Raw genomic sequence first — 13167 nt, 5'->3', positions numbered from 1 at the left:
ACCCAGCTTTTTGGCGGATGGCGCTGCGCTTATCCGCCCAACACACTTTTACGCGGCGGTGCCAATGGACGTTTCTTACCTGCTCGAAAGCCTTAATGATAAACAGCGCGAAGCGGTGGCTGCGCCACGTAGCAACATGCTGGTGCTGGCGGGAGCGGGGAGCGGCAAAACCCGCGTGCTGGTTCACCGTATCGCCTGGCTGCTGAGCGTAGAGAATAATTCGCCCTATTCCATTATGGCCGTTACCTTCACCAATAAGGCGGCGGCGGAAATGCGCCACCGTATCGGTCAGTTAATGGGAACCACGCAGGGCGGGATGTGGGTCGGCACCTTCCACGGTCTGGCGCACCGTCTGCTGCGCGCGCACCATATGGACGCCAACCTGCCGCAGGATTTCCAGATCCTCGACAGCGAAGATCAGCTGCGCCTGCTCAAGCGCCTTATTAAAGCGATGAACCTTGACGAGAAGCAGTGGCCGCCGCGCCAGGCGATGTGGTACATCAACAGCCAGAAAGACGAAGGGCTGCGTCCGCACCATATTCAGAGCTACGGCAACCCGGTGGAGCAGACCTGGCAGAAGGTTTACCAGGCTTATCAGGAAGCGTGCGATCGCGCAGGGCTGGTGGATTTTGCCGAACTGCTGCTGCGCGCGCATGAACTGTGGCTCAACAAGCCGCATATCCTTCAGCACTACCGCGAACGTTTTACCAATATCCTGGTGGACGAATTCCAGGATACCAACAACATCCAGTACGCGTGGATCCGTCTGCTGGCAGGCGATACCGGCAAAGTGATGATCGTCGGCGATGATGACCAGTCTATTTACGGCTGGCGTGGAGCGCAGGTAGAGAACATCCAGCGTTTCCTCAAGGATTTCCCGGGCGCGGAAACCATTCGTCTGGAGCAGAATTACCGCTCGACCAGCAACATCCTCAGCGCGGCGAACACCCTGATTGAAAACAACAATGGCCGTCTGGGGAAAAAGCTGTGGACCGATGGCATTGATGGCGAACCGATTTCACTGTATTGCGCGTTTAATGAGCTGGATGAAGCGCGTTTTGTCGTTAACCGCATCAAAACCTGGCAGGACAACGGCGGGGCGCTGGAACAGTGCGCCATTCTCTATCGCAGCAACGCCCAGTCGCGCGTGCTGGAAGAGGCGCTGTTGCAGGCCAGTATGCCGTACCGTATTTATGGTGGTATGCGCTTCTTCGAACGTCAGGAAATTAAAGATGCGCTCTCCTATCTGCGCCTGATCGCCAATCGTAATGATGATGCGGCGTTTGAGCGCGTGGTGAACACCCCGACGCGCGGTATTGGCGATCGCACGCTGGACGTTGTGCGCCAGACCTCGCGCGACCGTCAGTTAACCTTGTGGCAGGCGTGCCGCGAGCTGTTGCAGGAGAAAGCGCTGGCTGGCCGCGCCGCAAGCGCCCTGCAACGCTTTATCGAGCTAATTGACGCGCTGGCGCAGGAGACGGCAGATATGCCGCTGCATGTTCAGACCGATCGGGTGATTAAAGACTCGGGTCTGCGCATGATGTACGAGCAGGAAAAAGGCGAGAAAGGCCAGACGCGTATTGAGAACTTAGAAGAACTGGTGACGGCGACGCGCCAGTTCAGCTACAACGAAGAAGATGAAGACCTGATGCCGTTGCAGGCGTTTCTCTCTCACGCCGCGCTGGAAGCGGGAGAAGGGCAGGCGGATACGTGGCAGGATGCGGTTCAACTGATGACCTTGCACTCGGCGAAAGGGCTGGAGTTTCCGCAGGTGTTCATCGTCGGCATGGAAGAGGGGATGTTCCCCAGCCAGATGTCGCTGGATGAAGGCGGGCGCCTTGAAGAAGAGCGTCGCCTGGCCTACGTCGGCGTAACCCGCGCGATGCAGAAGCTGACGTTGACCTATGCGGAAACTCGCCGTCTGTATGGCAAAGAGGTCTACCACCGCCCGTCGCGCTTTATCGGCGAATTGCCGGAAGACTGTGTGGAAGAAGTACGGCTGCGTGCCACGGTCAGTCGTCCGGTGAGTCACCAGCGGATGGGAACCCCGATGGCGGAAAACGACACCGGGTACAAGCTGGGACAGCGCGTGCGTCACCCGAAATTCGGTGAAGGCACGATCGTCAATCTGGAAGGCAGCGGTGAACATACCCGGTTGCAAATCGCGTTTCAGGGGCAGGGCATTAAATGGTTTGTTGCTTCTTATGTTCAATTCGAAAATGCGTAACTTTCAGAAAAATATCATTATTTTGTAATAATCTGCTAGCCTTATACGCTGAAGGGCAATAATTGTTCTTCAGCGTTTCGTTGCGTGTTGACGTCAAATTTTTGCTGGCGTAACATGCGCGCACGATTACGCTAAGAGGACATTCGCCTTGGACACACCCAGTAGATGCTGGCTCATTATCCTGTCATTCAGGATCAACTCCTAAGGCTATCCCTTTTTGCTGATAGCCTTAGCGGTTGTCAGCGACCTTCTCTTTTTCCCGTCGCGCTGAGTCAGGCTGTTTAATGGTCTGAAACCCAATTTGTTTCTGTGTGCCCACCCGAACTGTCCGATATTTTTAAGCATTGGGAGTCCCGGTCATGCTGAGCGCATTTCAACTGGAAAATAATCGACTGACCCGGCTGGAAGTCGAAGAGTCACAAACCCTGATTGATGCCGTATGGGTCGACCTGGTCGAACCGGACGACGACGAGCGACTGCGCGTACAATCTGAACTGGGCCAAAGCCTGGCGACACGTCCTGAACTGGAAGACATCGAAGCATCCGCACGTTTCTTTGAAGACGAAGACGGGCTGCACATCCACTCCTTTTTCTTTTTCGAAGATGCGGAAGACCACGCCGGTAACTCCACGGTGGCATTCACCATTCGCGATGGCCGCCTGTTTACGCTGCGTGAACGCGAACTGCCCGCTTTCCGCTTGTACCGTATGCGCGCCCGTAACCAGGCGATGGTGGACGGCAATGCCTATGAATTACTGCTCGACCTGTTTGAAACCAAAATCGAACAGCTGGCGGATGAAATTGAAAACATCTATAGCGATCTGGAAGAGCTGAGCCGCGTGATCATGGAAGGGCATCAGGGCGATGAATATGACGAAGCGCTCTCCACGCTGGCGGAACTGGAAGATATCGGCTGGAAAGTTCGCTTATGTCTGATGGATACCCAGCGCGCGCTTAACTTCCTGGTGCGCAAGGCGCGTCTTCCGGGGGGGCAACTGGAGCAGGCGCGTGAGATCCTGCGCGATATCGAGTCCCTGCTGCCGCACAACGAATCCCTGTTCCAGAAGGTGAACTTCCTGATGCAGGCGGCGATGGGCTTCATCAACATCGAGCAGAACCGCATTATCAAGATCTTCTCGGTGGTATCCGTGGTGTTCCTGCCGCCGACGCTGGTGGCGTCCAGCTATGGGATGAACTTTGAGTTTATGCCGGAGCTGAAGTGGAGCTTTGGTTACCCTGGCGCGATTATCTTTATGATCCTTGCGGGTCTGGCGCCGTATTTGTACTTCAAGCGTAAGAACTGGCTGTAATATTGCGCCCGATGGCGCGTCGCTTACCGGGCCTACCGATCCCGTAGGCCGGATAAGCGACGCGCCACCGGCACGCTTTTATCCCCGAACTTTGCGTCTTTGTGTATAAATCGCATCCATCACAAAAATCGCCAGCGCCACCCAAATAAAGGCAAACGTCACCATCTTATCGGCGCCCGGTATTTCTCCATAGAACGTCACGGCCAGCAGGAACATCAGGGTTGGGCCAATGTACTGGAAAAAACCCAGCGTGGAGAGGCGCAGGCGCGTCGCCGCCCCGGTAAAGCACAGCAGCGGCACCGTGGTGACGATACCTGCCGCAATCAGCAACAGATTCAGCGACAGCGGATTCTGCCCCATATGGCTGGTTGGGCTATCCGCGATGCCAAACAGATAAATCGCGGCGACCGGCAATAGCCACAGCGTTTCGATCAGCATCCCCGTTTGCGCTTCAACCGCAATCTTCTTACGCACCAGGCCGTAAAACGCAAAGCTAAACGCCAGCCCCAGTGCGATGATCGGCAGAGAGCCGAAGGTCCAGAGCTGCACCAGTACGCCGCAGGCCGCCAGAATCACCGCCAGCCACTGCATACGACGGAAGCGCTCGCCGAGGAACAGCATTCCCAGCAGAATGTTAACCAGCGGGTTAATAAAATACCCGAGGCTGGCTTCCAGCATATGGTGGTTATTGACCGCCCAGATAAAGAGCAGCCAGTTTCCACCGATCAGCACGGCTGACAGCGCCAGCATGAAAATTTTCTTCGGCGTTTGCAGCAGCGTTTTAACACCAGACCACTGGCGGCTGATGCTCATCAGCGCGATCATAAAGAAAAATGACCAGATCACGCGGTGCGTCAGGATCTCGTCTGCGGGCACGTAGTAAATCAGTTTGAAGTACGCGGGTGCGATGCCCCAAATAAAATAGGCGGCAAGAGCGAGTAACACGCCCTGCCGCGTTTGCTTAGCATCCATCGGGAAAACTCATATCAGAAATGTAACAACAGTTTACCTGTTTTTATCCCACCATATAAGTTGCGGTCGCACTGGCAATGTAAAGCTGTTCTTCGTTGTGCAGTTCCACACGCGCCACAGCGACTTTATTGCCCGCGCGCAACAGGCTGCTGGTGGCGGTAAAGCGGTTGCCTCTGCCCGGGCGCAGGTAGTCAACGCGCAGGTCGATAGTTCCCATACGCGACATGCGCTGGCGTAGCTCGTCTTCGCTGATGGTCTCATGGCGGGTCAGCGTGCTGCCCACGCACACCAGTCCGGCGGCGACGTCCAGCGCGGAGGCGATCACCCCACCGTGTAAAATACTTTGCGCCCAGTTGCCTACCATCATCGGCTGATTGTTAAAGGCCAGTTGGGCAAACTCCTTTTCATAGCGTTCCAGCTCCAGTCCTAATGCCCGGTTAAAAGGCATATGGTAAACAAACATCTCGCCCACCAGTTTCAGGGCCTGCTCAGCGGTAAGTACGGAAGACATACGATCCAGACACTCCATTGGTTAATGAAATGTTGATATTATGCTTCTTATTTGTTGTTTTCTACTTTAAGAGAGGATAACTAAACAGGGATTAAGTAAGTATGTAGAATGGCTGGCAGATAATTATACCATTCAACACTTATTGCGTTCAGGAGAACACGACCGATGCGGGCGATTTTGGGTTGGTTATTACCAGCAGCAATGCTGCCATTGGCTGTATATGCGCAGGAAGCGACAGTGAAAGAAATTCATGACGCGCCTGCGGTACAGGGCAGTATTATCGCAAACATGTTGCAGGTGCATGATAATCCCTTCACGCTTTATCCTTATGATACGAACTACCTGATCTACACCAATACCAGCGATCTGAACAAAGAAGCGATCAGCTCTTATAACTGGTCTGAAAACGCGCGCAAAGACGAAGTGAAGTTTCAGCTGAGCCTGGCCTTCCCGTTCTGGCGTGGGATTGTTGGGCCAAACTCGGTGCTGGGGGCGTCGTACACGCAGAAATCCTGGTGGCAGTTGTCCAACAGCGAAGAGTCCTCGCCGTTTCGTGAGACTAACTACGAACCGCAGTTGTTCCTCGGCTTTGCCACGGATTACCACTTTGCAGGCTGGACGCTGCGCGATGTGGAGATGGGGTATAACCATAACTCCAACGGGCGTTCCGATCCGACTTCGCGGAGCTGGAACCGCCTGTATACGCGTCTGATGGCGCAAAACGGTAACTGGCTGATGGAAGTGAAACCGTGGTACGTCGTTGGCGGCACCGGCGATAACCCCGATATCACTAAATATATGGGCTACTATCAGCTTAAAATCGGCTATCACCTGGGAGATGCGGTGCTGAGCGCGAAGGGCCAGTACAACTGGAATACCGGTTACGGCGGGGCGGAAGTGGGGTTAAGTTACCCGATGACGAAACATGTGCGTCTCTATACCCAGGTATACAGCGGCTATGGCGAATCGTTAATCGACTATAACTTTAATCAGACGCGTGTCGGCGTGGGTGTTATGCTGAATGACATATTCTGATCTGCGCAATGATTGTGTTTAAAACATTGCAGTTTCTTTCGCAGGCGCTGAAAATAGCGCCTGTTTTTATTTCAGGCAAACGGGGTTAATGTGGCGCAGGCGGAAGTGTTGAATCTGGAATTGGGGGCTAAACAGGTTTTACAGGAAACCTTTGGCTACCAACAGTTTCGCCCAGGCCAGGAAGAGATCATTGAGACGGTCGTCTCGGGTCGTGATTGCCTGGTCGTCATGCCGACCGGCGGCGGCAAATCCCTGTGTTACCAGATTCCAGCCTTACTGCTTAACGGACTTACCGTTGTCGTTTCGCCGCTTATCTCCCTGATGAAAGATCAGGTCGACCAGTTGCTGGCAAACGGCGTGGCGGCGGCGTGCCTGAACTCGACGCAGAGCCGTGAACAGCAGCATGAGGTGATGGCCGGTTGCCGAACCGGGCAGGTTCGCCTGCTGTATATTGCGCCGGAGCGCCTGATGCTGGATAACTTCCTTGAGCATCTGGCGCACTGGAATCCGGTCTTACTGGCCGTCGATGAAGCGCACTGTATCTCGCAGTGGGGGCATGACTTCCGCCCGGAATACGCCGCGCTCGGTCAGCTCCGCCAGCGTTTTCCTTCCCTGCCGTTTATGGCGTTGACCGCCACCGCAGATGACACCACCCGACTGGATATTGTTCGCCTGTTGGGGCTGAACGATCCGTTAATCCAGATCAGCAGCTTTGACCGTCCGAACATCCGCTATATGCTGATGGAGAAATTTAAGCCGCTCGATCAGCTGATGCGCTATGTGCAGGAACAGCGCGGCAAGTCCGGTATCATCTACTGTAACAGCCGGGCGAAGGTGGAGGACACCGCCGCACGTCTGCAAAGTCGCGGCATCAGCGCGGCGGCGTATCATGCCGGTCTGGAAAATAACGTGCGCGCCGATGTGCAGGAGAAGTTCCAGCGCGACGATCTGCAAATCGTCGTGGCGACCGTCGCATTTGGTATGGGCATTAACAAACCTAACGTGCGCTTTGTGGTGCATTTCGATATTCCCCGCAACATTGAATCCTACTATCAGGAAACCGGCCGCGCCGGGCGTGACGGCCTGCCCGCAGAGGCGATGCTGTTCTACGATCCGGCTGATATGGCGTGGCTGCGCCGCTGTCTGGAGGAGAAACCCGCCGGGCAGCTACAGGATATTGAACGGCATAAGCTGAACGCGATGGGGGCGTTTGCCGAAGCGCAGACCTGTCGTCGTCTGGTGCTGCTGAACTACTTTGGCGAAGGGCGGCAGGAACCCTGCGGCAACTGCGATATTTGCCTCGACCCGCCAAAACAGTACGACGGCCTGATGGATGCGCGTAAAGCCCTGTCGACGATTTATCGCGTTAATCAGCGTTTTGGTATGGGCTATGTGGTGGAAGTATTGCGCGGCGCGAACAATCAGCGTATCCGCGATTTAGCGCATGACAAATTGCCGGTGTACGGCATTGGTCGCGATCAGAGCCATGAGCACTGGGTCAGCGTGATTCGTCAGCTTATTCATCTGGGTATGGTTACGCAGAATATTGCCCAACATTCGGCGTTGCAGTTAACCGAAGCGGCGCGTCCGGTGCTGCGTGGCGAAGTGCCGTTGCAGCTTGCCGTGCCGCGTATCGTCGCGTTGAAGCCGCGAGTGATGCAGAAATCCTTCGGCGGCAATTACGATCGCAAACTGTTCGCCAAACTGCGCAAATTGCGTAAGGCCATTGCCGATGAAGAGAATATCCCGCCGTATGTCGTCTTTAACGATGCGACGCTGATTGAAATGGCCGAACAGATGCCGGTTTCGCCGAGCGAAATGCTGAGCGTTAACGGCGTCGGCATGCGCAAACTGGAGCGTTTCGGTAAAGAGTTTATGGCGCTGATCCGCGCGCATGTCGATGGTGACGACGAAGAGTAGTCAGCCAGGTAAAAAAGTGCCAGGATGGTGACTCGGTAAACTATTCCCCCGCGAGTCATTTTTATGTTGATGCTATTTCTCACCGTGGCGATGGTGCATATCGTTGCGTTAATGAGTCCTGGACCGGACTTTTTCTTTGTCTCTCAAACCGCCGTGAGCCGCTCGCGCAAGGAAGCGATGATGGGCGTGCTGGGCATTACCTGCGGCGTCATGGTTTGGGCGGGCGTTGCGTTGCTCGGCCTGCATCTGATTATCGAGAAAATGGCCTGGCTGCATACCATCATTATGGTGGGTGGTGGTTTGTACCTGTGCTGGATGGGCTATCAGATGTTGCGTGGCGCGCTAAAAAAACAGGACGTCGCCGCGCCTGCGCCGCAGATTGAACTGGCGCAAAGCGGTCGTAGCTTTGTGAAAGGTTTGCTGACGAACCTGGCGAACCCGAAAGCGATCATCTATTTCGGATCGGTCTTTTCACTGTTCGTTGGCGATAACGTCGGCGTAGCCGCGCGCTGGGGTATTTTCGCGTTGATTATCGTGGAAACGCTGGCCTGGTTTACCGTGGTCGCCAGCCTGTTCGCGCTACCGAAAATGCGTCGCGGTTATCAGCGTCTGGCGAAGTGGATCGACGGCTTTGCCGGTGCGTTGTTTGCCGGTTTCGGCATTCACCTGATTATTTCGCGTTAATTATCGTAGGCCGGATAAGCGTTAGCGCCATCCGGCAATTTCTCAGGCATGCCTTGCGGACGCCAGCAGCGCACCCACCAGCATAAACAGCGAACCAAATACCTTATTCAACGCCTTCATTTGCTTCGGCCCTTTAATCCAGCCTGCGATACGTGTCGCCAGCGTCGCGTAACCGATCATCACAATGATATCAACGACAATGGTTGTGATGCCGAGCACGACGTACTGCATCAGCTGCGGCTCCTGCGGCTTGATAAACTGCGGAAATAGCGCGGCGAGGAAAACAATGCTCTTTGGGTTGGTCAGGTTTACAAATACCGCGCGCCTGAACAGACGGCTTCGGGACTGTGTGTGCGCCAGCGTGTTGAGATCGATAGCGCCTGCGGCACGCCATTGCTGGATACCCAGCCAGATCAGATAAGCGGCGCCCGCCCATTTCAGGACTTCGAATGCGACGACGGAACGTGAAAACAGCGTCCCCAGGCCCACGCCAACCAGTACGATGTGAATGCCAAGCCCGGTCTGTAAACCCGCAATAGACGCCGTTGCGCCGCGATAGCCGTGGCTGATTGCCGTGGTCATGGTATTGATGGCGCCGGAGCCGGGAGAAAGGCTCAAAATAATGGATGTCAGCAGATAAGCGAACCACCATTCGAAGGTCATGAGGAACTCCCTGATTGTCTGTTTTTATGCCACAATACCCTACTGTCGCTGTATTGTGTCAGGCATCATAAAGAAAACGATTTTTACCTGGTAAACGAGGCTGGATACCCGATGTTTCAGCAGCAAAAGGACTGGGAAACGAGAGAAAACGCGTTCGCTGCTTTTTCTATGGGGCCACTGACAGATTTCTGGCGTCAGCGGGAAGAAGCAGAATTCACGGGCGTGGACGACGTTCCCGTACACTTTGTCCGCTTTCACGCAAAGAAAAATGATCGTGTCATCGTCATCTGTCCAGGTCGCATTGAAAGCTACGTAAAGTATGCCGAACTGGCGTATGACCTGTTCCATCTTGGTTTTGATGTCCTCATCATCGACCACCGCGGGCAAGGGCGCTCCGGGCGTTTGCTGTCGGATACGCACCGTGGTCATGTGGTCAATTTTAACGATTATGTCGATGACTTAACCGCATTCTGGCAGCAGGAAGTGCAATCGGGGCCGTGGCGGAAACGCTATATTCTGGCGCACTCTATGGGGGGCGCTATTGCCACGCTGTTCCTGCAACGCAACGCCGTCCAGTGTGATGCCATCGCGCTTTGCGCGCCGATGTTTGGTATCGTGATGCGCTTACCGGAGTGGATGGTGCGCCACATTCTTGACTGGGCCGAGGGGCATCAGCGAATCCGTGAAGGGTATGCCATTGGCACCGGGCGCTGGCGAGCGCTGCCTTTTAGTATGAATGTGCTAACGCACAGTCGGCAGCGCTATCGGCGCAATTTGCGTTTCTATGCCGATGAACCCCGGCTGCGCGTCGGGGGGCCGACTTACCACTGGGTGCGTGAAGGTATTCTGGCCGGTGAGCAGGCTCTGGCGGGGGCGGGTGATGACGCAACCCCTGTGCTACTCGTTCAGGCTGAAGAAGAGCGTGTGGTGGATAACCGCGCGCATGACCGTTTTTGTGAAATCCGCGCCGCAGCGGGCCATCCCGTGGAGGGAGAGCGACCGCTTGTCATAAAAGGCGCGTACCATGAGATCCTTTTTGAAAAGGACGCAATGCGCTCAGTCGCGCTTAACGCCATTGTCGAATTTTTCGACAGGCATAACTAATTCATCCAGCGGAAACCGCTTTGCCTTGAGGTTTAATTTTCTTATGTATCAGGTTGTTGCGTCTGATTTAGATGGTACGCTGCTCTCTCCCGATCACACGTTGTCCCCTTACGCGAAAGAGACGCTGAAATTATTGACCGCCTGTGGCGTGAATTTTGTGTTCGCGACTGGCCGCCACCACGTCGATGTGGGGCAAATCCGCGATAATCTTGAGATTAAGTCTTACATGATTACCTCCAACGGCGCGCGCGTGCATGACACCGACGGGAACCTGGTGTTCACCCACAACCTTGACCGCGACATCGCCAGCGATCTGTTTGGCGTAGTGAATGCAAGCCCGGATATCGTGACTAACGTCTATCGCGATGACGAGTGGTTTATGAACCGCCACCGCCCGGATGAAATGCGTTTTTTCAAAGAAGCGGTATTTCACTATTCGCTGTTCGAACCTGCGATGCTGGAGCCCGAAGGGGTCAGCAAAGTGTTCTTCACCAGCGATGCGCATGAAAAACTACTGCCGCTGGAGCAGGCGATTAACGCACGTTGGGGCGATCGCGTGAACGTCAGTTTCTCTACGCTGACCTGTCTGGAAGTGATGGCGGGAGGCGTGTCGAAAGGGCATGCGCTGGAAGCCGTCTCGAAAGCGATGGGTTACAAATTGCAGGATTGCATTGCGTTTGGCGATGGTATGAACGACGCGGAAATGCTCTCGATGGCGGGGAAAGGCTGCATTATGGGCAATGCCCATCAGCGCCTGAAAGATCTGCATCCGGGTCTGGAAATCATTGGCATCAATGCTGACGATGCCGTACCGCATTATCTGCGTAAGCTCTTTTTGCGGTAATGCGATTGCTCTTTAGTTGACCAGTTGTCAACTAAACTCTCCGCTACAATGGGTGCCCCTTATTCAAAGAGACATCCATTGTGGCGCTACTCATCATTACCACTATCCTGTGGGCCTTCTCCTTTAGCCTGTTCGGCGAGTATCTCGCGGGTCATGTTGATAGCTATTTTGCAGTGCTGGTGCGTGTTGGGCTGGCAGCGCTGGTGTTTCTCCCGTTTCTGCGTACCCGTGGGCATAGCGTAAAAACCATTGGCCTGTATATGCTGGTGGGAGCGATGCAGCTTGGCATTATGTATATGCTGAGTTTCCGCGCCTATCTCTATCTGACGGTCTCCGAACTGCTGCTGTTTACCGTCCTCACGCCGCTTTATATCACGCTGATTTATGATTTGATGAGCAAGCGTCGCCTGCGCTGGGGTTATGCCTTCAGCGCGTTGCTGGCGGTCATCGGCGCTGGGATTATTCGTTACGACCAGGTTACCGATCATTTCTGGACGGGGTTACTGCTGGTACAGCTTTCCAATATCAGTTTTGCCATCGGGATGGTGGGCTACAAGCGTCTGATGGAAACCCGGCCTATGCCGCAGCATAACGCGTTCGCCTGGTTTTACGTTGGGGCGTTTCTGGTGGCCGTTGTCGCCTGGTCTATGCTGGGGAACGCGCAGAATATGCCGGAAACGACGCTACAGTGGAGCATTCTGATCTTCCTGGGCGTGGCGGCGTCGGGTATCGGCTACTTCATGTGGAACTATGGCGCGACCCAGGTGGATGCCGGTACGTTAGGCATCATGAACAATATGCATGTGCCTGCGGGACTGTTGGTTAATCTGGCGATCTGGCATCAACAGCCCCACTGGCCGAGTTTTATTACAGGCGCGCTTGTGATACTGGCTTCCCTGTGGGTACATCGGAAGTGGGTCGCTCCGCGCTCCGTACAAACGGCAGATGGTCGCATGCGTGGTTCCGCGCCGAGCGAATAAACGCTTCAGTCACCGCCTGACGCTGCTCGCCATCGCGCACCGCAGCGTAGAGGCGGCTCCATAAACCGTCGCCCAGGGTTTTGGTAACGACCAGCCCCTGGCGTTCGAAACTCTCCACTACCCAGTGCGGCAGGGCGGCAATACCCATTCTGGCGGCGACCATCTGAATCAGCAGCAGGGTGTTATCCACGTTTTTCAGTGACGGGCTGATGCCGGCGGGTTGCAGGAAATGCCGCCAGACATCCAGTCGGCTGCGCTGTACCGGATAGATCAACAGCGTCTCGCTGGCTAAATCTTCCGGCGTAATCTGCGCCTTACTGGCCAGCGGATGATCGGGCGCCAGCACCAGTCGTACTTCAAAATCGAACATCGGCGAATAGTGCAGCCCGCTGCGCGGCAGGATGTCTGATGTCATCACCAGATCCAGCTCCCCCTGTTGCAGCGCGGGCTGGGGATCAAACGTCACGCCGGATTTGAAATCCATCTCAACCTGCGGCCACCTGGCGTGGAAGTTTTCCAGCGCCGGGGTCAGCCACTGAATACAGCTATGGCATTCAATCGCAATGCGTAATCGGGTCTGCTGTGGTTCGTTACAGGCCTGTAGGGCGCGGCTAATCTGCGGTAGTACCTGGTTTGCCAGTTGCAGGAGAATTTCCCCCTGTGGCGTAAAACGCAGCGGCTGACTCTTACGGACAAATAACCGGAAGCCAAGGCGCTGTTCCAGATCGCTGAACTGGTGAGACAAGGCGGATTGGGTCTGGTGCAGCGTAGCCGCCGCAGCCGCCAGCGAACCGCTATTCCGCAACGCCTGGAGCGTTTTCAGGTGTTTAATCTCGATCATGAAAGTCCTTCACTTCGGCATGAGTAAATTGCGCTTGAGGAATATACAGTACCTGCCAATTATAGATGTGTAAACA

The 13167-nt window shown here is 55.0% G+C and carries 12 protein-coding genes and 1 pseudogene; 9 read left to right on the top strand and 4 right to left on the bottom strand.

Annotated elements, in window-relative coordinates; all coding sequences use genetic code 11:
- Positions 1-64 precede the first annotated feature (64 nt).
- From uvrD to corA, 3 genes are all read left to right on the top strand, one after another.
- Complete coding sequence (gene uvrD / locus OGX81_RS06405; protein ID WP_012131158.1) at positions 65-2227, top strand: DNA helicase II; 2163 nt, start codon at positions 65-67, stop codon at positions 2225-2227.
- Between the two features lie 148 nt (positions 2228-2375).
- Positions 2376-2432: a YsgD/CorL family protein gene (gene ysgD / locus OGX81_RS06400; protein ID WP_213164972.1), complete on the top strand. Its 57-nt coding sequence runs from the start codon at positions 2376-2378 to the stop codon at positions 2430-2432.
- Between the two features lie 154 nt (positions 2433-2586).
- Positions 2587-3537, top strand: coding sequence for a magnesium/cobalt transporter CorA (gene corA / locus OGX81_RS06395; RefSeq protein WP_012131160.1), 951 nt, complete (start codon positions 2587-2589; stop codon positions 3535-3537).
- A 78-nt stretch (positions 3538-3615) separates the two neighbouring features.
- Here the strand turns inward: corA and rarD are convergent, their stop codons facing one another.
- Together rarD and yigI are read right to left on the bottom strand one after the other, a co-directional pair.
- Positions 3616-4509 carry an EamA family transporter RarD gene (gene rarD / locus OGX81_RS06390; RefSeq protein WP_012131161.1) on the bottom strand — a complete coding sequence of 298 codons (894 nt, stop codon included), beginning with the start codon at positions 4507-4509 and terminating at the stop codon, positions 3616-3618.
- Between the two features lie 43 nt (positions 4510-4552).
- On the bottom strand, positions 4553-5020 hold the full coding sequence (gene yigI, locus OGX81_RS06385; RefSeq protein WP_024130101.1) for an acyl-CoA thioesterase YigI: 468 nt from the start codon (positions 5018-5020) through the stop codon (positions 4553-4555).
- A 165-nt stretch (positions 5021-5185) separates the two neighbouring features.
- Between yigI and pldA the strand changes: the two genes are divergently transcribed.
- The 3 genes from pldA to rhtC all read left to right on the top strand — a co-directional run bounded on the left by pldA (position 5186) and on the right by rhtC (position 8659).
- Entirely contained in the window at positions 5186-6055 is an 870-nt protein-coding gene (pldA, locus tag OGX81_RS06380) for a phospholipase A (protein WP_012131163.1), read from the top strand.
- Positions 6056-6145: 90 nt separating this feature from the next.
- Positions 6146-7975, top strand: a complete 1830-nt coding sequence (recQ, locus tag OGX81_RS06375) for an ATP-dependent DNA helicase RecQ (RefSeq protein ID WP_012131164.1) — start codon at positions 6146-6148, stop codon at positions 7973-7975.
- Positions 7976-8038: 63 nt separating this feature from the next.
- Complete coding sequence (gene rhtC / locus OGX81_RS06370; RefSeq protein ID WP_012131165.1) at positions 8039-8659, top strand: threonine export protein RhtC; 621 nt, start codon at positions 8039-8041, stop codon at positions 8657-8659.
- Positions 8660-8701: 42 nt separating this feature from the next.
- On the opposite strand, the gene rhtB is transcribed toward rhtC, so the two are convergent.
- A complete protein-coding gene (gene rhtB, locus OGX81_RS06365; protein WP_104867958.1) occupies positions 8702-9322 on the bottom strand; it encodes a homoserine/homoserine lactone efflux protein in 621 nt (206 codons plus the stop codon).
- 111 nt (positions 9323-9433) lie between these two features.
- On the opposite strand from rhtB, the pseudogene pldB reads away from it, so the two are divergent.
- The 3 genes and pseudogenes from pldB to OGX81_RS06350 form a co-directional block, all read left to right on the top strand.
- A pseudogene (gene pldB, locus OGX81_RS06360) lies at positions 9434-10423 on the top strand (lysophospholipase L2); the annotation flags it as partial.
- 46 nt (positions 10424-10469) lie between these two features.
- A complete protein-coding gene (gene yigL / locus OGX81_RS06355; protein ID WP_012131170.1) occupies positions 10470-11270 on the top strand; it encodes a sugar/pyridoxal phosphate phosphatase YigL in 801 nt (266 codons plus the stop codon).
- 80 nt (positions 11271-11350) lie between these two features.
- Positions 11351-12250, top strand: coding sequence for a carboxylate/amino acid/amine transporter (locus OGX81_RS06350; RefSeq protein ID WP_012131171.1), 900 nt, complete (start codon positions 11351-11353; stop codon positions 12248-12250).
- On the opposite strand, the gene metR is transcribed toward OGX81_RS06350, so the two are convergent.
- Positions 12138-13091 (bottom strand): HTH-type transcriptional regulator MetR, encoded by a 954-nt coding sequence (metR, locus tag OGX81_RS06345; RefSeq protein ID WP_071258139.1) that lies wholly within the window; start codon positions 13089-13091, stop codon positions 12138-12140. The two genes, OGX81_RS06350 and metR, sit on opposite strands and share 113 nt — an antisense overlap.
- Positions 13092-13167: the final 76 nt, after the last annotated feature.

The sequence above is a fragment of the Citrobacter sp. CK206 genome, assembly GCF_030333125.1.
Taxonomy (GTDB): Bacteria; Pseudomonadota; Gammaproteobacteria; order Enterobacterales; family Enterobacteriaceae; genus Citrobacter_B; species Citrobacter_B koseri.
This window is presented reverse-complemented; position numbering and strand designations above follow the sequence as displayed.

What these genes read in the sequence shown, in the direction of transcription:
- uvrD (WP_012131158.1), top strand. Translation starts at nt 65, where the DNA reads ATGGACGTTTCTTACCTGCTCGAAAGCCTTAATGATAAACAGCGCGAA.
- corA (WP_012131160.1), top strand. Translation starts at nt 2,587, where the DNA reads ATGCTGAGCGCATTTCAACTGGAAAATAATCGACTGACCCGGCTGGAA.
- rarD (WP_012131161.1), bottom strand. Translation starts at nt 4,509, where the DNA reads ATGGATGCTAAGCAAACGCGGCAGGGCGTGTTACTCGCTCTTGCCGCC.
- yigI (WP_024130101.1), bottom strand. Translation starts at nt 5,020, where the DNA reads ATGTCTTCCGTACTTACCGCTGAGCAGGCCCTGAAACTGGTGGGCGAG.
- pldA (WP_012131163.1), top strand. Translation starts at nt 5,186, where the DNA reads ATGCGGGCGATTTTGGGTTGGTTATTACCAGCAGCAATGCTGCCATTG.
- rhtC (WP_012131165.1), top strand. Translation starts at nt 8,039, where the DNA reads ATGTTGATGCTATTTCTCACCGTGGCGATGGTGCATATCGTTGCGTTA.
- rhtB (WP_104867958.1), bottom strand. Translation starts at nt 9,322, where the DNA reads ATGACCTTCGAATGGTGGTTCGCTTATCTGCTGACATCCATTATTTTG.
- yigL (WP_012131170.1), top strand. Translation starts at nt 10,470, where the DNA reads ATGTATCAGGTTGTTGCGTCTGATTTAGATGGTACGCTGCTCTCTCCC.
- metR (WP_071258139.1), bottom strand. Translation starts at nt 13,091, where the DNA reads ATGATCGAGATTAAACACCTGAAAACGCTCCAGGCGTTGCGGAATAGC.